Source organism: Roseovarius litorisediminis (genome assembly GCF_900172295.1).
In the GTDB taxonomy this organism is placed as follows: domain Bacteria; phylum Pseudomonadota; class Alphaproteobacteria; order Rhodobacterales; family Rhodobacteraceae; genus Roseovarius; species Roseovarius litorisediminis.
The window spans coordinates 1-23,378 of sequence record NZ_FWFL01000017.1; the positions used below are offsets into that span (position 1 = coordinate 1).

At 57.9% G+C, this 23,378-nt stretch carries 23 protein-coding genes; 6 read left to right on the forward strand and 17 right to left on the reverse strand.

Annotation, left to right across the window (positions count from 1 at the left end; all coding sequences use genetic code 11):
* The 9 genes from PEL8287_RS19015 to PEL8287_RS19055 all read right to left on the reverse strand — a co-directional run.
* Positions 1-127, reverse strand: a 127-nt coding sequence (locus PEL8287_RS19015; RefSeq protein WP_229861849.1) for a GTP-binding protein, incomplete at its 3' end; no start/stop codon positions are given.
* 84 nt (positions 128-211) lie between these two features.
* Positions 212-2,335 carry an elongation factor G gene (fusA, locus tag PEL8287_RS19020; protein ID WP_085894031.1) on the reverse strand — a complete coding sequence of 708 codons (2,124 nt, stop codon included), beginning with the start codon at positions 2,333-2,335 and terminating at the stop codon, positions 212-214.
* A 21-nt stretch (positions 2,336-2,356) separates the two neighbouring features.
* Complete coding sequence (gene rpsG, locus PEL8287_RS19025) at positions 2,357-2,827, reverse strand: 30S ribosomal protein S7 (RefSeq protein ID WP_085894032.1); 471 nt, start codon at positions 2,825-2,827, stop codon at positions 2,357-2,359.
* A gap of 12 nt (positions 2,828-2,839) precedes the next feature.
* Positions 2,840-3,211 carry a 30S ribosomal protein S12 gene (gene rpsL, locus PEL8287_RS19030; RefSeq protein WP_085800764.1) on the reverse strand — a complete coding sequence of 124 codons (372 nt, stop codon included), beginning with the start codon at positions 3,209-3,211 and terminating at the stop codon, positions 2,840-2,842.
* A gap of 435 nt (positions 3,212-3,646) precedes the next feature.
* The gene (locus tag PEL8287_RS19035; protein WP_085894055.1) at positions 3,647-4,549 is read right to left on the reverse strand and encodes a DMT family transporter; all 903 of its coding nucleotides are present in this window, start codon (positions 4,547-4,549) and stop codon (positions 3,647-3,649) included.
* Between the two features lie 62 nt (positions 4,550-4,611).
* A complete protein-coding gene (locus PEL8287_RS19040; RefSeq protein ID WP_085894033.1) occupies positions 4,612-5,388 on the reverse strand; it encodes a 3'(2'),5'-bisphosphate nucleotidase CysQ in 777 nt (258 codons plus the stop codon).
* The gene (locus tag PEL8287_RS19045; RefSeq protein ID WP_085894034.1) at positions 5,375-6,721 is read right to left on the reverse strand and encodes a TldD/PmbA family protein; all 1,347 of its coding nucleotides are present in this window, start codon (positions 6,719-6,721) and stop codon (positions 5,375-5,377) included. Before PEL8287_RS19045 ends, PEL8287_RS19040 begins: the two co-directional genes overlap by 14 nt.
* A 118-nt stretch (positions 6,722-6,839) precedes the next feature.
* On the reverse strand, positions 6,840-8,402 hold the full coding sequence (locus PEL8287_RS19050) for a DUF2125 domain-containing protein (protein ID WP_139837872.1): 1,563 nt from the start codon (positions 8,400-8,402) through the stop codon (positions 6,840-6,842).
* A 79-nt stretch (positions 8,403-8,481) separates the two neighbouring features.
* Positions 8,482-10,005, reverse strand: a complete 1,524-nt coding sequence (locus PEL8287_RS19055; RefSeq protein ID WP_085894036.1) for a hypothetical protein — start codon at positions 10,003-10,005, stop codon at positions 8,482-8,484.
* Between the two features lie 131 nt (positions 10,006-10,136).
* On the opposite strand from PEL8287_RS19055, the gene PEL8287_RS19060 reads away from it, so the two are divergent.
* Both PEL8287_RS19060 and PEL8287_RS19065 read left to right on the forward strand, forming a co-directional pair.
* Positions 10,137-10,886 (forward strand): SDR family oxidoreductase, encoded by a 750-nt coding sequence (locus PEL8287_RS19060; protein WP_085894037.1) that lies wholly within the window; start codon positions 10,137-10,139, stop codon positions 10,884-10,886.
* Positions 10,883-11,491, forward strand: a complete 609-nt coding sequence (locus PEL8287_RS19065; RefSeq protein WP_085894038.1) for an enoyl-CoA hydratase/isomerase family protein — start codon at positions 10,883-10,885, stop codon at positions 11,489-11,491. Before PEL8287_RS19060 ends, PEL8287_RS19065 begins: the two co-directional genes overlap by 4 nt.
* 70 nt (positions 11,492-11,561) lie before the next feature.
* Here PEL8287_RS19065 and PEL8287_RS19070 read toward each other — a convergent pair whose 3' ends face one another.
* Positions 11,562-11,924: a SpoIIAA family protein gene (locus tag PEL8287_RS19070; RefSeq protein ID WP_085894039.1), complete on the reverse strand. Its 363-nt coding sequence runs from the start codon at positions 11,922-11,924 to the stop codon at positions 11,562-11,564.
* Positions 11,925-11,987: 63 nt separating this feature from the next.
* Positions 11,988-12,287, reverse strand: coding sequence for an HNH endonuclease family protein (locus tag PEL8287_RS20375; RefSeq protein WP_085894056.1), 300 nt, complete (start codon positions 12,285-12,287; stop codon positions 11,988-11,990).
* Positions 12,288-12,355: 68 nt separating this feature from the next.
* On the opposite strand from PEL8287_RS20375, the gene PEL8287_RS19080 reads away from it, so the two are divergent.
* Together PEL8287_RS19080 and PEL8287_RS19085 are read left to right on the forward strand one after the other, a co-directional pair.
* On the forward strand, positions 12,356-13,672 hold the full coding sequence (locus PEL8287_RS19080; protein ID WP_085894040.1) for a mechanosensitive ion channel family protein: 1,317 nt from the start codon (positions 12,356-12,358) through the stop codon (positions 13,670-13,672).
* The gene (locus tag PEL8287_RS19085) at positions 13,669-14,844 is read left to right on the forward strand and encodes a TIGR03862 family flavoprotein (protein WP_085894041.1); all 1,176 of its coding nucleotides are present in this window, start codon (positions 13,669-13,671) and stop codon (positions 14,842-14,844) included. Before PEL8287_RS19080 ends, PEL8287_RS19085 begins: the two co-directional genes overlap by 4 nt.
* Here PEL8287_RS19085 and PEL8287_RS19090 read toward each other — a convergent pair.
* The 4 genes from PEL8287_RS19090 to leuS all read right to left on the reverse strand — a co-directional run bounded on the left by PEL8287_RS19090 (position 14,820) and on the right by leuS (position 19,758).
* On the reverse strand, positions 14,820-15,407 hold the full coding sequence (locus PEL8287_RS19090; RefSeq protein ID WP_085894042.1) for a glutathione S-transferase family protein: 588 nt from the start codon (positions 15,405-15,407) through the stop codon (positions 14,820-14,822). The two genes, PEL8287_RS19085 and PEL8287_RS19090, sit on opposite strands and share 25 nt — an antisense overlap.
* Positions 15,408-15,708: 301 nt before the next feature.
* Entirely contained in the window at positions 15,709-16,734 is a 1,026-nt protein-coding gene (gene holA / locus PEL8287_RS19095) for a DNA polymerase III subunit delta (protein ID WP_085894043.1), read from the reverse strand.
* A complete protein-coding gene (gene lptE / locus PEL8287_RS19100) occupies positions 16,731-17,222 on the reverse strand; it encodes an LPS assembly lipoprotein LptE (protein ID WP_085894044.1) in 492 nt (163 codons plus the stop codon). Before lptE ends, holA begins: the two co-directional genes overlap by 4 nt.
* A complete protein-coding gene (gene leuS, locus PEL8287_RS19105) occupies positions 17,209-19,758 on the reverse strand; it encodes a leucine--tRNA ligase (RefSeq protein ID WP_085894045.1) in 2,550 nt (849 codons plus the stop codon). Before leuS ends, lptE begins: the two co-directional genes overlap by 14 nt.
* 153 nt (positions 19,759-19,911) lie before the next feature.
* Between leuS and PEL8287_RS19110 the strand changes: the two genes are divergently transcribed.
* Positions 19,912-21,165: a glycosyltransferase gene (locus PEL8287_RS19110; protein WP_085894046.1), complete on the forward strand. Its 1,254-nt coding sequence runs from the start codon at positions 19,912-19,914 to the stop codon at positions 21,163-21,165.
* A 48-nt stretch (positions 21,166-21,213) separates the two neighbouring features.
* Here the strand turns inward: PEL8287_RS19110 and PEL8287_RS19115 are convergent, their stop codons facing one another.
* The gene (locus PEL8287_RS19115; RefSeq protein WP_235862347.1) at positions 21,214-21,702 is read right to left on the reverse strand and encodes a DUF3576 domain-containing protein; all 489 of its coding nucleotides are present in this window, start codon (positions 21,700-21,702) and stop codon (positions 21,214-21,216) included.
* A 191-nt stretch (positions 21,703-21,893) separates the two neighbouring features.
* Between PEL8287_RS19115 and PEL8287_RS19120 the strand changes: the two genes are divergently transcribed.
* The gene (locus PEL8287_RS19120) at positions 21,894-22,547 is read left to right on the forward strand and encodes a YggS family pyridoxal phosphate-dependent enzyme (protein WP_085894057.1); all 654 of its coding nucleotides are present in this window, start codon (positions 21,894-21,896) and stop codon (positions 22,545-22,547) included.
* Between the two features lie 379 nt (positions 22,548-22,926).
* On the opposite strand, the gene PEL8287_RS19125 is transcribed toward PEL8287_RS19120, so the two are convergent.
* On the reverse strand, positions 22,927-23,322 hold the full coding sequence (locus tag PEL8287_RS19125; RefSeq protein ID WP_235862348.1) for a RidA family protein: 396 nt from the start codon (positions 23,320-23,322) through the stop codon (positions 22,927-22,929).
* Positions 23,323-23,378 lie beyond the last annotated feature (56 nt).

The following is a 23,378-nucleotide window of genomic DNA, read 5'->3' on the forward strand; positions in this document are numbered from 1 at the left end:
CATACGCCTTGAAATCACCGAAATACTTCGTAATCGCAGCCGTCAGCGTCGTCTTGCCGTGGTCAACGTGACCAATCGTGCCAATGTTTACGTGCGGTTTCGAGCGGTCAAACTTTTCCTTAGCCATGGTGGCCTCCTTGCTTTTTCGTGTGCGGTGCGTGACGTCACGCACCCTACGGGGTTGGTAGGGTGGGCCACTGGCCCACCGCAATTATGCGTATTTCGCCTGAATCTCTTCGGAGATGTTGTGCGGTACCGGTTCATAATGCGAGAACTGCATGGTGAATTGGGCACGGCCCGAAGACATCGAGCGCAGCGTGTTGATGTAGCCGAACATGTTGGCCAGCGGAACGTTACATGCGATCGCAATAGCGTTGCCGCGCGGCTCCTGGCCCGATACCTGCCCCCGACGCGAGGTCAGGTCGCCGATGATGCCACCGGTATATTCTTCCGGTGTTACAACTTCGACTTTCATGATCGGTTCCAGCAGTTTTGCACCGGCCTTTTTAAGACCTTCACGCATGCACATACGGGCAGCGATTTCAAATGCCATGACCGACGAGTCCACATCGTGGAATTTACCGTCAATCAGGGCGACCTTGAAATCGATAACCGGGAAGCCGGCCAGCGGGCCGCTGTCCATCACCGAGTTGATGCCTTTTTCAACACCCGGAACATATTCCTTGGGTACCGAACCACCAACAATGCGCGACTCGAACGAGTAACCTTCGCCCGGCTCGGTCGGCGAGATGATCATCTTCACCTCGGCGAACTGACCCGAACCACCCGACTGTTTCTTGTGGGTATAGGTATGCTCGACCTCGTGACCGATGGTCTCGCGGTAGGCAACCTGCGGCGCACCGATGTTGGCCTCGACCTTGAACTCACGCTTCAGGCGATCCACCAGAATGTCGAGGTGAAGTTCACCCATGCCCTTCATGATGGTCTGACCGGATTCCAGATCAGTCTCAACCCGGAAAGACGGGTCTTCGGCGGCCAGACGGGCCAGACCTTGCGACATCTTCTCTTGGTCGTTCTTGGTTTTCGGCTCGACCGCGATCTCGATTACCGGATCGGGGAAGGTCATGGTTTCCAGAACCACCAGTTCTTTTGGATCCGACAGGGTGTCACCTGTGGTTGTGTCTTTAAGACCGGCCAGAGCGATAATGTCGCCGGCAAACGCCTCTTCGATCTCTTCGCGGTTGATCGAGTGCATCATCATCATACGACCGATGCGCTCTTTCTTGCCTTTGGTCGAGTTCATCAGCGTATCGCCCTTTTTCAACACGCCCGAGTAGATGCGTGTGAATGTAAGCGAACCAACGAAGGGGTCGTTCATGATTTTGAACGCCAGACCCGAGAACGGCATGCTGTCGTCGGCACGGCGCGGAATATTGCGGGTCTCGGTTTCGTCATCGGGGCTAAAGCCCATGTAATCGACCACGTCCAGCGGGCTGGGCAGGAAGTCGATCACAGCGTTCAGCAGCGGCTGAACACCTTTGTTCTTGAAGGCCGAGCCACAAAGAACCGGAATGAAGGCAATCGCCAGAGTACCCTTGCGGATCAGGCTGCGCAGGGTTTCCTCGTCGGGCTCTTCGCCTTCCAGATAGGCCTCCATCGCAGCGTCGTCCATTTCGACGGCAACTTCGATCATGTTGGCGCGCCACTCGTCAGCCAGATCTTTCAGGCTGTCGCGGATCGGGCGTTTTTCCCATGTGGCTCCCAGGTCTTCACCGGCCCAGACCCATTCTTCCATGGTGATCAGATCAACCATGCCTTCCAGCTCGGTCTCGGCCCCGATCGGAATTTGGATCGGACAGGGAATAGCACCGGTACGGTCTTTGATCATCTTCACACAATTGAAGAAATCGGCACCGATCTTGTCCATCTTGTTGACGAACACAATGCGCGGCACCTTGTAGCGGTCAGCCTGACGCCAGACGGTTTCAGTCTGCGGCTCGACACCGGCGTTGGCATCCAGAACGGCAACGGCACCGTCAAGCACGGCCAGCGAACGCTCAACTTCGATTGTGAAGTCAACGTGGCCGGGCGTGTCGATGATGTTCATCCGGTACTTGGTATCGGATGTCGCCTCGGGTGTAGGCTCTTCCTGGCGCTGCCAGAACGTTGTCGTCGCAGCCGAGGTGATCGTGATCCCGCGCTCCTGCTCCTGCTCCATCCAGTCCATGGTGGCCGCACCATCGTGCACCTCACCAATGTTGTGGGATTTGCCGGTATAATACAGGATCCGTTCGCTGCAGGTGGTTTTACCTGCATCGATATGGGCCATGATGCCGAAGTTGCGGTAGCGTTGGAGCGGATAGTCGCGTGCCATGGGAAAGATGCCTCTAGAGTTTTACCAGCGGTAATGGCTGAAGGCTTTGTTCGCCTCGGCCATCTTGTGAGTGTCTTCGCGCTTTTTAACGGCGGAACCACGGGAGTTTACGGCATCAAGCAGTTCACCTGCCAGGCGCTCTTCCATGGTGTTTTCGTTGCGCGAACGTGCGGCTTTGATCAGCCAGCGGATGGCCAATGCCTGACGACGCTCGGGGCGAACCTCGACCGGCACCTGATAGGTGGCGCCACCAACACGGCGCGACCGGACTTCGACGGAGGGCTGAATGTTGTCCAGCGCCTCGTGGAAAACTTCCACCGGGGCGCGTTTGATTTTGTCTTCGACGCGATCAAGCGCGTTGTAGACGATGGTTTCTGCGACCGATTTCTTACCATCGATCATCAGGTTGTTCATGAATTTCGTCAGAACTGTATCGCCAAATTTGGCGTCGGGCAGAACTGCACGTTTTTCGGCGGCGTGACGACGTGACATCTGTAGTTCCTCTTACTTCGGACGCTTGGCGCCGTATTTCGAACGGCGTTGTTTACGATCCTTGACGCCCTGGGTATCCAGAACACCGCGCAGGATGTGGTAACGCACACCGGGAAGGTCTTTTACACGGCCGCCACGGATCAGAACCACTGAGTGTTCCTGAAGGTTGTGGCTTTCGCCGGGGATGTAGGAAATGACCTCAAAACCATTGGTCAGGCGCACCTTGGCAACCTTCCGCATGGCCGAGTTCGGTTTCTTCGGCGTCGTGGTGTAGACGCGCGTGCAAACGCCACGTTTCTGCGGGCACCCTTGCAGGTGCTGCGACTTTTGCGTTCTTACTTTTGGCTGCCGCGGTTTGCGGATCAGCTGCTGGATCGTTGGCATTCCGGTTCTTCCCCGTCTCTCAACACATGTGTCTGCACACCCAAGTGTGCGGCTAATTCTCAACCGCCCTGCGCGTCCGCAAAGCGAAAACACCGCAATCGTTCCCATTCCGAGGTGAACGACGCGGCTGGTTCCCAGAGGATCGGGGCATATAGGTACCCGGATCTTGACCACTGTAGTTTTGATATCGGCACCCGGGGCGACCCCCATGGCCGAGATGGGGCGCGTATAGGGGGAGTCGCGGGGGTTGTCAACAGCCCGGCCCGCGCTTGGCCAAGCCTTATGGCACTGCAGGGGTCGTGACAACGGCCTCCGGCTTTGAAAGATTATTTCCTGGCGAAAAATTCGCCATGAAGCCTATTTTCCAGTTGGCCTTTAGCGGGCGCAAATACAAGTGCGACCGCATTGATAAGGGAGTGAGCAATAAGCGCCGGCTCAGCGCGGGCGCGGGACGTGCGAATGGTGGGTTTTTCGCCCGATCTTCGCTTCGCGATAAAGCATAAACAGCCCGCTGCCGACAACAATGCTCGCCCCGATCAGCGTGATTGTTGCAGGCCAATCGCCAAAGACCAGCCACCCAAGGCCAAGCGCCCAGATCAAACCGGTGTAGCGGAAAGGCGCAATAAAGCTGATCTCGCCAACACGCATTACCATGATCGAAAAGAGATACCCGCCGATTATCATGATCGCGGCCCCGAAGGTCAGAACCAGGGCGCGGGTATCCATCGGTGCCCAGTCATCGCCGATACCGGCCAGACCGAAAAAGGCCATGATTGAAATGGAGGTGATGAAAGTGACAAACATCGACGGCGTCTCGCGCGATAACCGCCGTGTCGACAGATCACGCAGGGTGACACAGGCCACCGCAGCCAGTGTGTAGAAGGAATAGATTGTAAAATCCTCGGCACCCGGCCGCACGATCAGCATCACCCCGACAAAACCGATCAGGATGGCCGACATCCGCCGCCAGCCTATTGATTCACGAAAAAGCAGTGCTGCCGTCAGCGTAATGGTCAGCGGCAGCGCCTGCAAAATCGCGGTGACATTGGCGAGCGGCATATTGAACAATGCGGTCAAAAAGAAATAGGCGGCACCGATCTCGGCTATCATGCGCAAGCCAATAAGGCCCCAGTCGCGACGCGAGATCCGGGCACGCAACACCCCCATACGCCAGGCAGCAATGCCAATGAAAATCGTTGTCAGCACCCCACGCAGAAAGAGCAGCTGAAACAGCGGGATTTCCCCCGCCAGTGCCTTCATGCAGGTGTCATTGAGCGTAAATGCCGCCATCGACGCCATCATCAAAAGCGCACCAGTCAGATTGTCGGATCGTGCCATGGAGTGCCTTCGCGCCTGAATTTGCAGCATTAGACCCGGATTTCAAACCCCGGCAAGCGGAATCAGGTACGCAAGGCCTGCGAGATATTGCCGTGAAGAACCGGATTGGCCGCGACAACACCATTCAGTAGCGGTGTCGGGTTGTTGAACAACAAGGGCTGAGCCGCGCGGTCCGAGATGGCAGCACCTGCTTCTCGCAGGATCAGGTCACCGGCTGCGATATCCCATTCCCATGTGCGGCGCAGGGTCAGCATCGCATCAAAACGCCCCTCGGCCACAAGGCTAAGACGATAGGCCAGTGATGGGCGGTAGGCCCGGGCAACGTCCGGTACCGCGCCAATCCAGTTCTCGGGGGCATAACTGGGTTTGGCCGCCAGAAGCGAAGCACCGGTCAGTTCTGCGCGTTCCGAGACGTGGATCGGCTGACCGTTCAGCTGCGCGCCCTGCCCCACCTCAGCGGTATACATCTTGTCGCGCAGGGGGAGATAGATCACTGCTGCCGTCACCACGCCCTGCTCGGCAACCGCAAGGGCATGGGCCCAGGTGCTTGATCCTTCGATAAAGCTGCGCGTGCCGTCAATCGGATCAATGATAAACACCTTGTCGCGCACCAGACGGGTACTGTCATCTTCGGTTTCCTCGGATAGCCAGCCATAGCCCGGGCGTGCAGCCTGCAATTCTTTGGCCAGCATCCGGTTCACGGCGATATCCGCCTCGGTTACCGGGCCCGCGCCGCCGGATTTTTCCCAGCGATCCACCGTTTGTCCGGCGAAACCGGTAGCGATCCGCCCGGATTCAAGCGCGGCCTCAATCAACAGAGAAAGGTCAGTTCCCGGCAATCGTCAATCTTTCGACCAGAAGCGATGGCACAACACGCGACAGGTGCAGACGGGCGTCATTGGCCGGTATGATATGCAACAGCATCTCATTCAGGTTTCCGGCAATGGTGCATTCATTGACCGGATAGGCGACCTGACCGTTTTCCACCCAGAACCCGGCTGCCCCGCGCGAATAATCACCCGTATTGGGGTTGATAGTCGAGCCGATCATCGACGTGACCAAAAGCCCTGTACCCATCTGCGCGATCAGATCATCGCGGCTTTGCTCCCCTTGGGTGAGCGCCACGTTCCAGGTCGCCGGACTGGGCGGAGAGGACGTACCACGCGCCGCGTTTGCAGTTGAGTGCATGCCCAGCTTGCGTGCATTGGCCAGGTCCAGTGTCCAGCCGGTGAGAATACCGTTTTCCACAATGGCCCGGGGGCTGGTTGGCAGGCCTTCGGCGTCAAACGGACGCGACCCGCTGACACGGGGGCGATGCGGGTCTTCCAGAAGCGACAAATGGGAGGGTAACACCTGGCTTCCCAGCTTACCCAAAAGCCATGACGACCCCCGCGCAATGGCAGAACCATTTACCGCGCCAAGCAAGTGCCCGATCAACGAACCGGAAATGCGCTCATCAAAAAGCACCGGATAAGTACCTGTAGGCGGTTTGCGCGCGCCCAGTCGTTCGATAGTGCGCTTTGCTGCCGTTGCACCAATATCGCGCGGATCCCGCAGATCGGCCTGAAAGATGCGGCTGTCGCCGTCATAATCCCGTTCCATCCCCGTACCGGTCCCGGCAATGGCGACACAGGAAAGGCCCCGGTCCGTCCGGGCATAGCCGCCGGAAAACCCGTTGGTGGCCGCGATGTGAATCTCGCGGTGGCTATAGGCAGCGGTAGCGGATTGCACCTGGCTGATCCCCTTGACCGACAGTGCAGCGGCTTCGGCCTCTTGCGCATCGGTCTGCAGTACATCGGGTGAAGGTTCATCAGAAGGGTCTGCCAGTTCCAGCGCCGCAACGTCCCAGTTCCGTGCCAGCTGATCGGGATCTGCCAGACCGATATTGGGATCCTCGGGCGCTTCGCGGGCCATGGCAACAGCGCGTTCGGCCAAAGCCGTCAGCGTTTCAGGCCGCGTGTCGGAGGCAGAAACATTGGCCTGCCGATGCCCCAGCAATACCCGCAGCCCTACATCCACACCTTCTGCCCGTTCCGCCTGCTCCAAAGTGCCGGAACGCACATCAATGGTGACCGAACTGCCGCGCAGAGCGATCGCATCTGCCGTATCGGCACCGGCCTTGCGGGCGGCAGCCAAAAGGGCATCGGTCAGTTGATCAAGGGCTTGACTCATGGTCGGTCTCCTGTTGCGGGCCAGAGGTAGACTCTGGACCCTGAAGGCGCAAGAGCGACCAGATAAATAAGCCGCAGGGCATCCCCCGACGGCCCAGCATCCTTGCGGTCAAACGGTGCTATTTCAGCCGCTGGCCATTGGCCAGAACATGGCCCTGTTCGTTGACTTCGATGGTCGAATTCAGCGTGTCCTCGCCTTGACCGGGCGTTGCGAAAAGGCCCATCATCATCCGGGCGCCCATCGCCTGATCCTCGGGCAGCAACCCCATGGAAACCAACGTATCCAGCAATGTGTTGGCACCTGTAAGCCCCAATTCAACCCGGCCCTCCGGGCGGGGCATGCCACCAAAGCTTTCGGTATCGCTGGCATCAAAGGTAAAGGCACCGTCACCTGTCAGGCTGGCACCTACGGCACTTAGCAGAACCTTTCTGATTTCAAGGGCCGCCGGTTGGATAGGCGCAATTTTTCCAGCCGTTTCAGACAGGGCTGCAAAATCCACCAGATCGGTCAGCACCTTCAGCTTGCCTGCCAGATCAATTGTAACTGTCATCGGGTCACGCGGCAGTTGCGCCTCGGGGTCGAACGTCGCCCAGACATCCTGATTCATTTCCAAATCAAGCACGGACATCAGAAACCTGGCATCCTTTGTTTCCTCTGTCGCCAGGACCGGCATCTTCAGTGCCCCTGCCACACCCTGGGACGCAAAACTAAGCGGCACAAACAAACCAGGTGCCTGCACATCAAGAGTGAACGGGCCGATCGAGGCGTCATAGCCAAGCCCATCGGCATCAAGTGCCAGTTCCGCCCGATAATCATTCACGGTCATGTTCTGCCTGGTCAGCGGTTTGTCACCGTCATAGGTGTTTTGAGTGCTCGTCCCCGACGCCGCCGTCGCATCGAAATAGATCTCAAGCCCCTCGCGCAGTTGGTTGTGCAGGGTCAAAAAATCCAGACCGTCCTTTGGCAAAACCATGCGCTGCGTCGTCTCGGCCTGCTCGGCATGGTTGCTGTTCTCAAGAACCCCGCCTTCGGGGAATTCAACGTCATAGACGATGCCATAGTGGGAAAACTTCGACTTGGCCTCGATCGTCAGGTTTTCGCCGTCCGTGGTGGTACTGTTATAGGTGTAAGGACCAAAAGACATTGTACCGTTGGCTTTGACGGGAACACCGTCCAGAACCACTTTGGTCAGGCTGGCCTCGGCGCCCTGGGAAATCCATTCACTGACAACTCTTTCAGGGCTGCCGGACATGATTCCGCTCTGGTTCTGGCTACTGGTCTGCAATTCGATAAGGAATGTCCTGGGGTCCTGGTCTGGTTCTTCGCGGACTGCGCCACTGATCGTTGCTGTCACGCTATCGGGAAAAATGACCTGCACCCGTCCGTCGCCCAAGGGCTTGAACCGCGGGCCGGAAAAGGTAACCGCCCCCTGTCCCGCCCCGGCAGGCAAGGTCACCGACAAGGTTATATCACCGATTTGCAGCGCATCGCCCTTGCGGCTTTCCGAGGCCTCAAATCCGACCCCCATCGCGCGGAACTGCGCTTGCCATGTCTGCCAAGCCTCATCCACTGTCAGATCAGCCAGCGCGGGCGAGGCCAGAAGAAAGACGGCAAAAGCTGCTGTCGGACGCAGGAAAGCGGTTTTCGGCATATTGAGGGAAATCCTTTTCTTAGACTTCATTCCGGACCCTTTCAGAACTGCATGACAGAAAAGGGTCACAAGATGTACCTGTGACCCCGAACCAAAATTTCAAGCCGCTTTACCTGAGGCGCTGCCCGTTGGCCAGAACCTTGCCATCGCCGGTAACCTCGATTTTCGAAGTCAGCGTGTCATCACCATCCCCAGGTACGGCAAAGAGGCCCATCATCATGCGCATGCCCATAGCCTGATCCTCGGGCATGATGCCCATTGCAATTAGCTTATCAAGCAGGCCGTTGCCGCCCTCCAGTTTGAGATCAATCGCACCTGTGGGGGCAGGCATGCCTTGGAAGGTCATCATGTCACTATTATCGAAGGTGAAGCCTCCACCGCCTGTCAGTTCAGCCCCGGCGGCCCGAAGCGTCAGAGCGTTCAGATCAAGCGCCTTCAGTTCGCCCGGCGCTTCATCGCTGTTTTCCACGCTTGCCATCTGTTCAGGATCCATCAGATCAAAAAACAATTCCACCTTACCTGACAGGTCAATTGCAATCGTCGCCGGGTCGCGCGGAAGCTGGCCCATGGGATCAAATATTCCCCAAATCATGTCAGAGATCGTGAAATCGCCAAGAGTGATACCAAGGGCGAAATCCTGATCGTTATCACTTTTGCTCACCGGTATCAGCAGGTTAAATGCCGATTCGGCCATCGCCATTTCAATGGGAAAGGGAATTTCACCACCCATCATCTGCATCTGCATATTCCGGGCTGACCCTGAATACTGCAAGCGGTCACCATCCATGGCCACTTTCAGATCACCGTGCTCAGAGCTTGAGGTGCCCTGAACCGTCTTGCCATCCTCTTCAACGCTGAAGGTGGTGGCGCCACTCTCATAGCTGAACCCGCCATCAACGCCGAAACCAGCGGCCATCATTGCTGCCATATTGGTGGGGTCCATTTGCGCGGGAAAACTGCCCTTCCCGTCAAACGCCATGTTTGCGAACGTGCCGTTGGCTACAAAACGGCCACCCGCCTTGGGGTCCGTAAAATCTACGCTATAAACGACCTCCCCGGTTGAGAATCTCTGGCTGTATGTCCGAAGATCGCTGCCTGACAACGCCGCCGTACCGGTTACATTGGCCATCGACATGCTTGCCTTGCCAAAATCAACTGGCGCCCCTTCGACAACCAGTTCCTTCAGCAGCAAGGCCAGTTCAGCGGCCGAATAGTTGTAAGTCATGGAGTCGGGGCTGCCCGAAACGTTCATGGCAAAACCAGTCGACGCATATTCCATTGCGATATCGACGTCTTCGCCATCGGGCGCATCAATCGACATCACCATCGGCATGATCTGCGGTATCGACACGGCAACAGTGCCGTCGCCATTGTCAGAAAAGGTCATCTGACCCATCTTCATGGAAATGCTGCCATCCTGGTCGGGGATCTGCATCGACATCTCGATATCCGAGACGGTCAGTTTCCCGCCGGAGGTCGATTCATTGGCGTCAACAACATAGCCAAATCCGGCCATGTAGCTTTTCCAGTCGTCCCAGACCTGTTGCGGCGAAACTTCGGCGACTGCGGCCGAGCCCGTCATGAAAATGCTAAGCGCCGCCATCGAAGCGATCTTGCGTTTGAAATTTGCCATACCAAGCCATTCCCTATGTAAAATTCCGTTATAACTTCTGCCTTGGCCAAGGCAGCGTCAAGTGGTGTTGTTGCTGGACCCTCGGCTAAGGGGCAGTTACGACTAGCACATGAGCAAAAGGGGGCAAAACCATGGTTTTGGAAGGCAAGACTGTACTTGTAACAGGCGCCAGTAAGGGCATCGGCGCAGCAACTGCCCGAATTTTTGCCGCAGCGGGGGCCAATGTTGCACTGGTGGCCCGCAATGCGGATGCGCTGGCAGATCTGGCTGGCGAATTTGGTGAACGCGCCATTGCGATCCCCTGCGATGTCAGCCGCTATTGGGAGGTGCAAGCCGCTGTAGACGCCTGCCAAAAAACCTTTGGCGGGTTGGATATCCTGATCGGGAATGCGGGAGTGATCGAACCTATTTCACATCTTTCAGACGCCGATCCCGATGCCTGGGGGCATGTCATTGATATCAACCTGAAAGGCGTCTTTCACGGCATGCGCGCTGCCATGCCGGTGATGCTGGCTGCTGGCGGCGGCACGATCATCACAATCAGTTCAGGTGCGGCACAACACGCGCTGGAAGGCTGGAGCCATTACTGCGCCTCCAAGGCTGGCGCCGCGATGCTGACCATGTGCGCCGACAAGGAAGGCCGCGACCATGGCCTGCGCGTTATGGGCCTGTCACCCGGCACCGTTGCCACGGATATGCAGCATGAGATCAAGGCCAGTGGCATCAACCCGGTCAGCCAACTGGACTGGTCAGAGCATATTCCGGCCGATTGGCCTGCCCGCGCGCTGTTGTGGATGTGCAGCGATGACGCAGATGAATTTATTGGTCAGGAAATCTCGCTGCGCGATGAAAATATCCGCCAACGCATTGGGTTAAAATGATAAATCTTGAAAAAAATGGCGATCTTTGGATTGCTACGATCAATCGTCCCGACAAGGCCAACTCGCTGACCGAGGCGATGCTGACGGAACTGGCCGAAATTGCCGAGGCCGCGCAGGCGACGCGCGTTCTGATTCTGACGGGACAGGGCAAGATATTCAGCGCCGGGGCCGATCTGGACGCCGCCCGCGCCGGGTTGGCCACCAGCCCGGTCTGGGAGCGACTGTCATCGGCCATCTCTGCCTTGCCCGGTCTGACCATCGCCGCCCTGAATGGCACTGTCGCAGGCGGTGCCATGGGGATGGTGCTGGCCTGTGATCTGCGCATCGCGGTGACCGGAGCCAAGGCATTTTATCCGGTGATGAAACTGGGCTTTCTTCCGCAACCCTCTGACCCCCCGCGTCTGGCCGCCCTGATCGGACCCTCGCGCGCCAAGCTGATCCTGATGGCGGGGCAAAAGGTCAGCACCGACGAGGCGCTGAACTGGGGCCTGTTCGATCGTGTGGTTCACCCTGATGATCTGATTCAAACCGTACGGGACATTGCGGCAGACACGCTGGCTGCAGATCCCTCCATTGCCCGAGGTATCAAAAGGCTTTGCCGCTAAGACCCTGACCAAGGGCAAATTGAACCGTCACCTCTGATGCCGGAATTGCGCCGGTATCGGTTCTACAACATCAGGCTGACGCAACCCAGGCGCGGGCCTGGTCCACCTCGCTCATTTCGAATGTGCGCAACTTTGTCGACAAAAACGCACCCGCCGCCTTTGACACCGGGCTGATCCAGCCGATATCAGAAACAACCGCTACATGACTGATATGGCGGATATTCTGAAAGTCGAACTTAATACCCGGCCACAGGACCGATGGCTCGAACCCATCGAAGCTTTCAATTATCTCGATCATTTTTACTTTGCCATGTCGGTCAATAAATGCCTGCATCGGTGCAACAACCTTATCATAATCAGCACGTGTCACACGGCCCGACACGGTGAATTCGACAGTTTTGGTTTCATCGTTCTCGCTATAAGTGATGGCCATGGCTATTCTCTCCCGTACTGCGCTCACTTTACCACACAACACCTACAGGTGACTTGCTGTAAATCATCGCTTGCGCCGACCGCCCGGGGTTTTGGAATGAAAGTCTGGTGGGCGCCTGGCAACCCAACGGATAAACTTTGCCAGTCGGGGATGAACGCGCAGGGCTTCAATCGTGGCGTAATCACGGGCCAGCTCTGCCTCGGTAAGGCTGGCGTGAATCTCATTATGGCAAATTTGGTGGAGCAACACAGTTGGTCCGCCCTTGCCCCCTTTCAGCTTTGGCACAAGGTGATGCAGGCTTTGTCGGGCATCTGGCGGAATGGGACGGTCGCACAGCGGGCAAATGGGCGTATCCGACGGTATGACTTGATCCTTTGGCTTGGTACGGGCAAGAGGAAAACGGTAATATGTGATTTTACATGAGGTACGTGATGGAAGGACAGCCTGAAATCGTCCGGCAGGCAATCGACTACGCACTGCAAGGCTGGGATGTCGCCAAGGTGTGGCTGCTAAGCCCCGCCGCATGGTCACAATTTGCCCTACTGGTTGCCGCCTACCTTCTGGCCCTTCTGCTGAGCCGTCAGTTAAAACCACTGTTGCGCCGCATGCTCACCCCGCCCGACGGGCAAGATAATATCTTTGCCTCGGTCCGCCGCTTTTTGCTGGTTTTCGTGCCCTTGCTACTGCCGCTGCTGGCCTATGCCTTTACCGGTGCAGGCGAAAGCGTAACACGGTCGCTTTTCGGGTCGGGCGCTGTAATCGCCTTTGGCAAACGGGTTTTTCTGTTCCTCGCTGTGCGCATCCTGGTGACCAAAGTCCTGAAGGATCCGTTCCTGAAACTACTGGGCAAATACGCCCTCATCCCTTTGGCCGCCCTTTATACCGTCGGATTGCTGGCCTTCGTGACCACCAGACTGGAAGAAACCATCGTCCCGCTTGGCAACATGTCGTTCAATCTGCTGTGGCTAATCAAAGCCTTTCTTCTGGGCGGAGTCATTTTCTGGCTGGGCCGTTGGTCGAACCACCGGTCTGCCAGTTACATCCAGCAGCAGCGCGAAATGCCCGCCGCGACGCGGCAACTGGCTGCAAAGGCCGCAGAGATCGCGATTTTCGGCGCGGCCTTTCTGATTCTGATGAATATCCTTGGCATCAACCTGACCAGTCTTGCGGTTCTGGGCGGCGCTATCGGTGTTGGATTGGGCTTTGGCCTGCAAAAGATCGCGTCGAACTTTATTTCAGGCGTGATCCTGCTGCTTGAAGGGCAAGCCACCGTCGGCGACTATGTGGAACTGGACAACGGTGAGGCCGGAACCATTGTCAAAACCACCGCGCGTGCGATGATACTTGAAACCTTTGATGGTCGCTGGATTGTGGTACCGAATGAGGATTTCATCACCACCCGCGTCGTCAACTATTCCGATCAGGGCAGCGCCAACCGGTACGAGGCGCCTTTTTCGGTCTCTTATGACACTGATATCAATGTTATTCCCGATATTATCGAAAAGGCGGTCAGTAAGTTACCTTTCGTTCTGGATGAACCTGACAAGCCCGATTGCGAGTTGCGCGCCTTTGGCGACAGCGGGGTGGAATTTGCGGTAGAGTTCTGGGTTAACGGCATAGACGACGGCAAGAACCGGTTCACACCGCAGGTGCTTTTTGCAATCTGGAATGCGCTGAAGGCCCATGATATCGAGATTCCGTTCCCACAACGGGTTGTACATCACAAAGGTTTACCCCCTACATCATGAAAAATGCACTGGTCATCGGGGCAGGGCCTGCGGGTTTGATGGCCGCCGAAGAATTGGCGCTGGCGGGGCATGGCGTAATCTTGGCCGAGGCCAAACCCTCGGTCGGGCGCAAGTTCCTGATGGCCGGAAAATCCGGACTGAACCTGACTAAATCCGAAGATTTCAAAGTTTTTTTAAAGGCTTACGGGAATGCCAGCGCAGCTTTGCATCCCATGTTGGACGCATTTGGACCGGACAGTGTGCAGGAATGGGCGCAGAATTTGGGACAGGAACTGTTCACGGGCAGCACCGGGCGGGTGTTTCCGAAGGTCATGAAAGCCTCGCCTCTGCTGCGCAACTGGTTGAAAAAACTTGATAAACTTGGTGTTGAAATCAAACCCCGCTGGCGGTGGATCGGTTGGGACGGTAACGAAGTCTTGTTTGAAACACCGAATGGGCCGCAACGCCTGACACCTGATGTGACGGTACTGGCCTGTGGCGGCGCAAGCTGGGCGCGGCTGGGGTCGGACGGGGTGTGGTCTAAGCATCTGAAGAAAAAAGATATTAGCCCCTTCAAACCCGCCAATATGGGGTTTCTGGTAGAGTGGTCCGACCACATGAAACGCCATTTCGGAAACCCGGTAAAAGGTGTCGAATTACGGGCCGGAAACCTTAGGTCACGCGGCGAATTCATTATATCTGACAAAGGGTTAGAGGGTGGTGGCCTGTATGAGGTATCACAGGCGATGCGGGAGGGAAGCCCGCTGTTTCTGGATTTGGCTCCAGATTTGAACGAAGGCCAGGTACGGGCGCGACTCTCCAGGCCAAAAGGAAAGTTAAGCATTTCAAATTACTTGAGAAAATCCCTGAAACTTGATCCGGCCAAACAGGCGCTGCTGATGGAATTTGCCCACCCCCTGCCCGAAGATCTGACCCCCTTGATCAAAGCCTTACCCGTGCGTCACCAGGGCGCACGGCCGCTGGACGAGGCGATTTCAACTGCTGGTGGCCTGCGATTCGACGCTTTGGATGAGGGGTTGATGCTGCGGGACAGACCCGGCACGTTTGCCGCTGGTGAAATGCTGGATTGGGAAGCCCCCACCGGCGGCTATCTGATCACGGCCTGCCTGGCCACCGGGCGGTGGGCAGGCAGGGCGGCGGCAAGCTATCAGGGCAGCGCGACGGTCCGTTGAAGCGCCGGGCGCGCCTCCATCATCGCCTTGTAATCCTTGAGTTTCTGATCCGGTTCAGGAAATTTCGCCCCTTCCGCCCAACGCAGGCAATGGGTGAGCAGAATGTCGGGAATGGTCATCTTTTCCCCCATCAGGAATGGCCCCTGCAAAGCATCCGAAAGGTGCGCCAGATTGCGGGCATATTCCCATTTCATCGGCTCTTTGATGGCAGGCACGCGGTGCTCTTCCGGCAGAACAAAGCTATGACGTGCGGCGGCCCAGAGCACGCCGTCAATGTCATCAAGGATCTGGTGGGTTAACGCATCCTGACGGGCGCGGTCGATGGTACCGGCGGGATAGGTGAGGGCCGAATGCACATCGCCGAGATAGGTCATGATGGCGGTCGAATCTGTCAGGCAGGTATCCCCCGCCCGCAGCGCCGGAACCTTGCCCAAGGGGTTGGCGGCCAGCGCCTCGGGGCTCCGTGGGGCAGCAGGTAAGTGTTTGTAATCCTGACCGATTTCTTCAAGCATCCAGAGGACACGAAAAGCGCGGCTGGCGCGGGTGCCGATGACTTCGTACATGTGATTTCCTTTCATTAGAGGGCTGCGGCGGAGGGTGGTTGAAACCGGCGCGCGGCGCAAGCGGGAAAGGCGGACGGCGAATCGTACGATACGTACGTTTCGTACGTGAATTTCGTACGCCATTCAGGGTGTTTTAGAAATTGGACGTACGTTTCGTACGAAACCCATGTGGTTTGCCGGTCATAACGATGGGCTATCGCCCGTTTTGCACCCGGCCATTCCGCCCGGAATCAAGGCCGCAGACCGCCGCGCGTCGCCGGGCCGTCTGCTCGGTCTTGTCTCGGCCTTATCCGCAATGTGGCTACCGGCCCGCCATCATCGCCAGCCGGATCAGTGTGCGTTCAACCAAAGCCATGGCGGGCGCATGTTGCCCGGCGGAGCGCAGTTGCAGATCTGTGTCGGTGAGTAAGGTCAGCGCCTGTTCCAGCCGGGGCGCGCCCCAGTTTTGCGCCTGCCGCAACATCCGGTCGCGGCGCGGGCCAAAGATAGGCGGGCGCATGCGGGCGATGCCCTGAGCTGCCCCGCCCGGATCGGACGCCGCGGCATAAAGCGTGCGGAAATGGCGGGTGGCCCCGATGCAGAGACCGACGGGCTGCACGCCCTGCGCCTTGAGCTTTTTCATCACCGGGCCGATTTCGCCCGACCGGGACTCGGCCACGATATTGAGAACATCATCCAGATCGGCCTCGGTTGACGTTGGTGCACAGGCCACGATGTCGTCTGATGTGACGGGACTGTCGTCGGACAATTTGTAAAGCGCCAGTTTCTCAATCGTCTGCCGGAAATCACCGGGGTCCAGATCACGCGAGAGGGCCGTCAGGTCGGTCATCGCCTCGGGTCCGATGGTGCGCAGGCCTGCCTTGGCCAGCGCCGCTTCGATTTCGGCACGCGAAGGCGGCTCGTCGTAGATGGCGGCGGCATAGGCGTTGGGGTGGCTCTCAAACGCCTTGCGCAGTTTTGACGTGGCTTTGAGTTGGCTGGCGGTCACGATGATCTGGGCGTCACCTTCGGCCCAGTCTGCCAGCGCATCGAGGATCGTTTTGGCCAGTGTTTCGGTGGCGTCTTCGACAAAGGCCACCCGCGGGCCCGGAAAAAACCCCTGCGCCTTGACCGCATCCGTCAGCAGGGCCGGATCCTTGCGCAGGTCAGAGGCGGGGATTCTGGCGAGGCGCATTTCCTCTTCGCCCTGAGGGCCAATGAGGGCGGCAATCACCTCTTGCCGTTTGAGGGCCACACGCATGCCATCGGGGCCATAGATCAGCAGGCCGGTGCGATGTGCCTCGGGGCGCGCAAAATATCCCGGAGCGTCGCGGCCCGACAGTTTCATGCAGGCAGTCCGGGGGCAGCGGCGATCAGGCGGGCCATGATCTGATCCGCCAGAATGGCCATCAGCCGCTGTTGAGCGTCGCGTTCGGCTGTTTGCGTTGCGACCGTGGTTCCCGAAGCAGAATAGCCGGTAAAACTGTCGACCTTGCCCGAACTCACCACCTGAGCGGTTTCAAGATCGCGCAGGGCAAATGTAACCTCGCCCAGAATGTTAAAGCGGGTGGTGGCGTTGTTCTTGGCGATGGCAATCGATTCAGTCTCGGTTTCGATCGCATAGGACAACGCATAGCGCGGGCTGGACGACCGGCCCAACCTGTCCTCAAGCGCGCGGGTCAGGAGGTAGTCATTGCGATCTGCGGGCCCATCGACACGTACGGTGTTCTGCAGGGCATTTGCCCTGCCAGACGGCCCATAAGCCGGCGCAAAGCCGCAAGCTGACAATCCAGCGACACACCCGAACAGAAAAAGGCGGCGGTTAAATGACGACATTCACGATCCGACCGGGGACAACGATGATCTTTTTGGGCTGGGCCCCATCCAGCGCCTTGACCACAGCATCGGTGCCCAGCGCGATTTTTTCAACCTCGGACTTTGGCATATCCTTGGGCACGCTGATTTCAGTGCGGCGTTTGCCGTTGATCTGAATGGGCAGGGTGATGGTATCGTCGACCAGCATTGCCTCGTCTGCCTGGGGCCATGGCGCGTTGGCAATCAGACCGGTACCGCCCAGAAGCTGCCAGAGCTCTTCGGCGAGGTGCGGGGTCATCGGGGACATCAGTTGTGCCAGGGCTGTGGCAGCCTGACGTTTGGCCCCTGCCCCGGCTGTGGATTTCGACAGGGTGTTGGTGAAAGCGTAAAGCCGGGCGATTGACGCGTTGAAGCCAAAAGATTCGATCCCGACGGTGACATCGTGGATCGCCTTGTGCATTTCGCGCAAGAGATCTTCGTCCGCCTCGGGCTGGGCGGCCTCGGAGGTGTCGGCGATGATCTCGGACACAATGCGATAAACCCGGGCAAGGTGTTTGAAAGTTGCTTCGGCGCCCGAGGCAGTCCATTCGACATCCCGCTCGGGCGGGCTGTCGGACAGAACGAACCAGCGGGCGGTGTCGGCGCCGTAGGCCCCGATGATGTTGACCGGATCGACGACATTTTTCTTGGATTTCGACATCTTGGCCGAGGGGATGATTTCAACCGGCGAGCCATCGGCCAGCCTGCCATCGGTCACGTCCTCGGGCAGGTGATAGACCGGGCGGTTGTTTTCGTCACGGGTGAGGTAAATCTCATGCGTGACCATGCCTTGGGTGAAAAGCGCGTCGAACGGTTCGATCGCCTTGGCCGGCAGGTGGCCGGTCTGGTGCATGGCGCGGGCAAAGAACCGGCTGTAGAGCAAGTGGAGGATGGCATGCTCGATCCCACCAATATACTGGTCAACGTTCATCCAGTAGTTGGCCTCGGCCATATCCGTCGGCGTGTCGGCGCGGGGTGCTGTGAAACGGGCGAAGTACCAGCTGCTATCGACGAAGGTGTCCATCGTATCGGTCTCGCGCCGGGCGGGTTTGCCGCAAGTGGGGCAGGTGCAATCGCGCCATGTGGGGTGACGGTCCAGCGGGTTGCCGGGCTGGTCGAAAGTCACGTCATCGGGCAGGCGGATGGGCAGGTTTTCTTTCTTTTCAGGAACCACGCCGCAGGCATCGCAATGCACCACCGGAATCGGGCAGCCCCAGTAACGTTGACGTGAAAGGCCCCAGTCGCGCAGGCGGAACTTGGTAACCCCCTGCCCCACACCATTGGATTCACAAAACGCGATGGCGGCGTCGATAGCCTCGGAGCCCGTCGCCTCATCATCCCAGCCAAAGGCCTTAAGCCAGCGCACTTTCTCGGATTTCTGAGGGACAAACGCCTCGTCCTCGACCGGTGTGCCGCCCTCCAGGGCGACAAATGTGTCAATCACATCGAGGCCATATTTGCGGGCGAAATCAAGGTCGCGCTGGTCATGGGCCGGGCAGCCGAAAATCGCGCCGGTGCCGTACTCCATCAGGATGAAATTGGCGACATAAACCGGCAATTCCCACGCGGTATCAAACGGGTGACGCACGCGCAGACCGGTGTCAAAGCCCAGCTTCTCGGCGGTTTCAATCGCCTCTTCCGTGGTGCCGCCCTTGCGGCATTCGGCCGAAAATGCGGCCAGATCTGGGTTTTCACGTTCCAGCTGTTTGGCAAGCGGGTGGTCGGGGGAAATGCCGATAAACGACGCCCCCATCAACGTGTCGGGACGGGTGGTATAAACCTCGATCCGGTCATGGCCGTCGGGGCCGTCAATCAGTCCAAAGGCAAATTGCAGGCCGCGCGATTTGCCGATCCAGTTTTCCTGCATCAGCCGCACCTTGGCAGGCCAGTTTTCAAGCCCGTCCAGGGCTTCAAGCAGTTCCTCGGCCATGTCGGAGATTTTGAAAAACCATTGGGTAAGCTCGCGCCGTTCCACCAAAGCACCCGAGCGCCAGCCGCGGCCCTGTTCAACCTGTTCATTGGCCAGCACGGTCATATCCACCGGATCCCAGTTGACCACGGCGTTCTTGCGGTAAACCAGCCCCTCGGTCAGCATATCGAGGAACAGCGCCTGCTGCTGGCCATAATATTCCGGGTCACAGGTGGCAAATTCGCGGGACCAGTCAATCGACAGGCCCAGCGGTTTCATCTGCGCGCGCATGTCGTCGATATTGCCGTAGGTCCAGTCCTTTGGATGACCGCCAATGGCCATGGCGGCGTTTTCAGCGGGCATTCCGAACGCGTCCCAACCCATCGGGTGCAGCACATTATGCCCGGTCGAAATTTTGTAGCGCGCGATCACATCGCCCATGGTGTAATTGCGCACATGACCCATATGGATGCGCCCTGACGGATAGGGGAACATTTCCAGCACATAATACTTGGGCTTGTCTTCGCTGCGGGTGGCGCGGAAGATTTCGGCCTGATCCCAGGCGTCTTGCCATTTTGCTTCGATCTCGGCGGCGGAATAGCGCGACATGTGCGGCAAACTCTCTTGCTGTTCACGGTGTTGGCGAGGGTGATAGGCGGTGGCGCGCGCAGGGTCCAGTGGCTTGGCGTAAAAATGCAGTGCTTTGCAGCGGTCTCATAGCCGCATATAAGGGTCAAAAAAGACCATCGGGCAGCGAAAAGAATGAAAATCCTCTTTATTCATCAGAATTTTCCCGGCCAGTACAAGCATCTGGCCCCCCTGTTAGCGCACAAAGGTCACGACTGCGTTGCCCTGACGCTGCGGGTGGAAAAACCTGTCACCTGGAAAAACGTGCGTGTGCTGCCCTATGCGCTGCCCAAAAGGTCAGGCCAGAACGTGCACCCCTGGCTGATTGATCTGGATACCAAGGTCACCCGTGCCGAGGCCTGTTATCACGCGGCGATGCGGTTGAAAGAGGCCGGATTTATCCCCGACCTGATTCTGGCGCATCCCGGTTGGGGTGAATCGATGTTTCTGCGCGATGTCTGGCCCGAGGCGCGCATGGGATTGTATTGCGAACTGTATCACCATGCCGATTATCCGCATCTGAATTTCGACCCCGAGTTCGAGAAATCGAATATCGAAATCGAAGCGCTGCGCATTCGCATGAAGAACCTCAACAACCACATCCATTTTCCGGTGGCTGATGCGGGCATCAGCCCAACGAAATTTCAGGCCGACACGTTTCCGGCTGAATTCCGGGACAAGATCACCATCAGCCATGACGGGATCGACACGATTCACGCAGCACCTGCGCCTGATGTGCGTCTGACCATCGAAGGCCAGGTGGACGTAACCCGGGAAGACGAGGTGATTACCTTTGTGAATCGTAATCTTGAGCCTTATCGTGGCTATCACATCTTCATGCGCGCCCTGCCCCGCCTGCTGAAAGAACGTCCGAAGGCCCGGGTGCTGATTGTGGGCGGCGACGAAGTGAGTTACGGCGCGCGCCCGCCGGACGGGCAAACCTGGAAACAGATTTTCATTGACGAGGTGCGCGGGCAGATTTCAGACGCCGACTGGACCCGCGTGCATTTCCTAGGGCGTATCCCCTATGACCAGTTCCTGCGTCTTCTGCAGGTCAGCCGGGTGCATGTCTATCTGACCTATCCCTTTGTCCTGAGCTGGAGCCTGATGGAAGCGATGGGCTGCGAAGCCGCTATCGTTGCCAGCGATACCGCCCCGGTGCGTGAGGCGATCACAGACAATGAAACCGGACTGCTGGTGGATTTCTTTGATACCGACGCCTTGGTCGGGCGGGTCTGCGCGTTGCTGGAAGACAGGGCGACGCGTAAACGGCTGGGTCAGGCGGCCCGCAAGCTGATGCGTGAGCATTATGATTTGAGAACGATCTGCCTGCCCAGGCAAATGAACTGGGTCAATGGACTGCTGGATGGCAACGGCGTACAGGCCTGAGCCAACGCCGCAGAAATGCGACCCTGATTTGAAGAACGGTTTACAGCCTCAGAATTTACCGGCCTGAACACGCAACTGACGTGCGCGGGTCAGGATTGCATCCTCGACCGCGCGTTGGGTCTCTGCGCTGACAGGTCCCCGACTGGTCTGAAGTGCCACATTCAATGAGCGGGCATCAAGAGCCGGATCACTGATCAGAATTGTAGCCCGGTAAGCCTGACCACCGCCTGGTGGGCGCCCGTAACCTGTCGAGATCACGCCGGTAAACGGATCAGCCGCCTCGATAGGCAGAAAATCCAGAACCTGAAGCGAGGCTGTCCAGAGGAAGCGGTTGACCTTTACGCCTGCATCTTTCTGTCTGAACGCGTCAAACAGCGAATTGCCGGGCTGATTGATCGGCCGACCTTTGTATTGCTGACCCACAGCGGTCTGTTCTTCGTCCGGTTTAATCTTGCTGTTCTTGAACGCGCCGCACCCCGCCAGAAGCGCAAGACAAGCCAGCAGCGCGCCAGCAGTTTTCATACGGAAATAGATCATGGTACCGTCCGACACTGTTTCTATTCCCTAGTATCCAAGGTCAGACACAGGGGCAAGGAGTTTGCGGAATTTGCTGCGCACTGTCGGTCTTTGGGCAACGCTGTGGAGGCGAAACGCGGTCGGCTATTGTGCCCGGGTGCACCCCATGGCAAGAAAATACCAAGCTTGACCCAAAAGCAAAGGAAACCGGCGTGGGCCTGAACGACATCATCACCCGCATCCGCAAAGCCGAAGCCGACGCAGGCCGGTTGGCGGGCAGCGTCACGCTGATTGCCGTCTCGAAAGTGCAGCCCGACGAACGGGTCGAGGCGGTACTGGCCGAAGGTCACCGCTGCTTTGGCGAAAACCGCGTGCAGGAAGCCGCCGGGAAATGGCCCGCGTTCCGCGCCCGGTTTGACGGGATCGAGCTGCATCTGATTGGCCCCCTGCAGACCAACAAGGCGCGACAGGCGTTTGAATTGTTTCAGGCCATCCATTCGGTAGACCGCCCCAAACTGGCCAGAACCATTGCCCGCCTGGCGCAGGAAGAGGGGCATTGCCCCGATCTGTTTCTTCAGGTCAACACCGGTGAGGAGGAGCAAAAGGCCGGTGTGCTGCCCGCAAACGCCGATGCGTTTGTGGCCGAATGCCGCGGGCTGGACCTGCCCGTCAAAGGCCTGATGTGCATCCCGCCGGTGGATGAAGAACCCAGCCTGCATTTCGCCCTTCTGGCCAAGATCGCTGAACGCAACGGGCTGGCAGGCTTGTCGATGGGAATGAGCAACGATTTTGAACGCGCGATTGCCTTCGGCGCGACCCATGTGCGGGTGGGCAGTGCCATTTTCGGTGAACGGGCATACGACTAAAATCTTTCGGCCACAACGGTGGTTTGGGCTAACCCGAACACCTCCGGCATGAGTATTTTTGGAAAAATGAAAGAGGGCAATGCTCTGTCTTCTTGCCGGCCCCGAACTGCCCTTGTTTTCAGCCGCTGTTTTAGGACAGAAAAAGATCGCAACTGGAGCAGCGGCAGGCCGGATACAGTGAGCCCGGCCTTTGCCCTGAAAGCCGTGCCTGCGGTCAGCCTAGGATCCCCCGAACAGAGTGGATCTGGTTGGTGCCGCCAGGGTGCGGCTTTTTGGTAGTTTGAGAGGCTGGCGCTGGACGCGTCTGAGGTGACGGGCGTGATCGGCTATGGTGGTAAAAACAGTGGAAATCACGGGAGACAGAAACCGATGCGTATTGTCACTCATTTTCATCCGCGACGACCGCATCAACTTCGATCTCGACAAGCCATTCCGGGTTCACAAACCGCGTGACGGCCATGATCGTATCAACCGGACGGGAGTCGATGCAGTACTTTTTTCTCGCTTCGATAGCTTCTTTCCAGTTGTCGATATCGGTCAAGATGACCCGGGTTCGCACAATATCCTGAAGACCGGAACCTGCCTGCTCGAGGGCCGCTTTGATGATCTCAAAGCATTGGGTGGTTTGGGCAAAGACATCCCCAACGCCTACCGTATTGCCACATGCATCGACCGGCGCGGTTCCTCCCACTGAGATGTATGGTCCGACGCGAACGGCGCGACTGAAGCCGACAATTTCCTCCATCGGATTTCCGTTAGAAATCAACTGACGCATTTGCCGGGCCCCTCGTTTCACAAGAGCTTAGGCTCATCGCATCCGTTTTGCCAGAG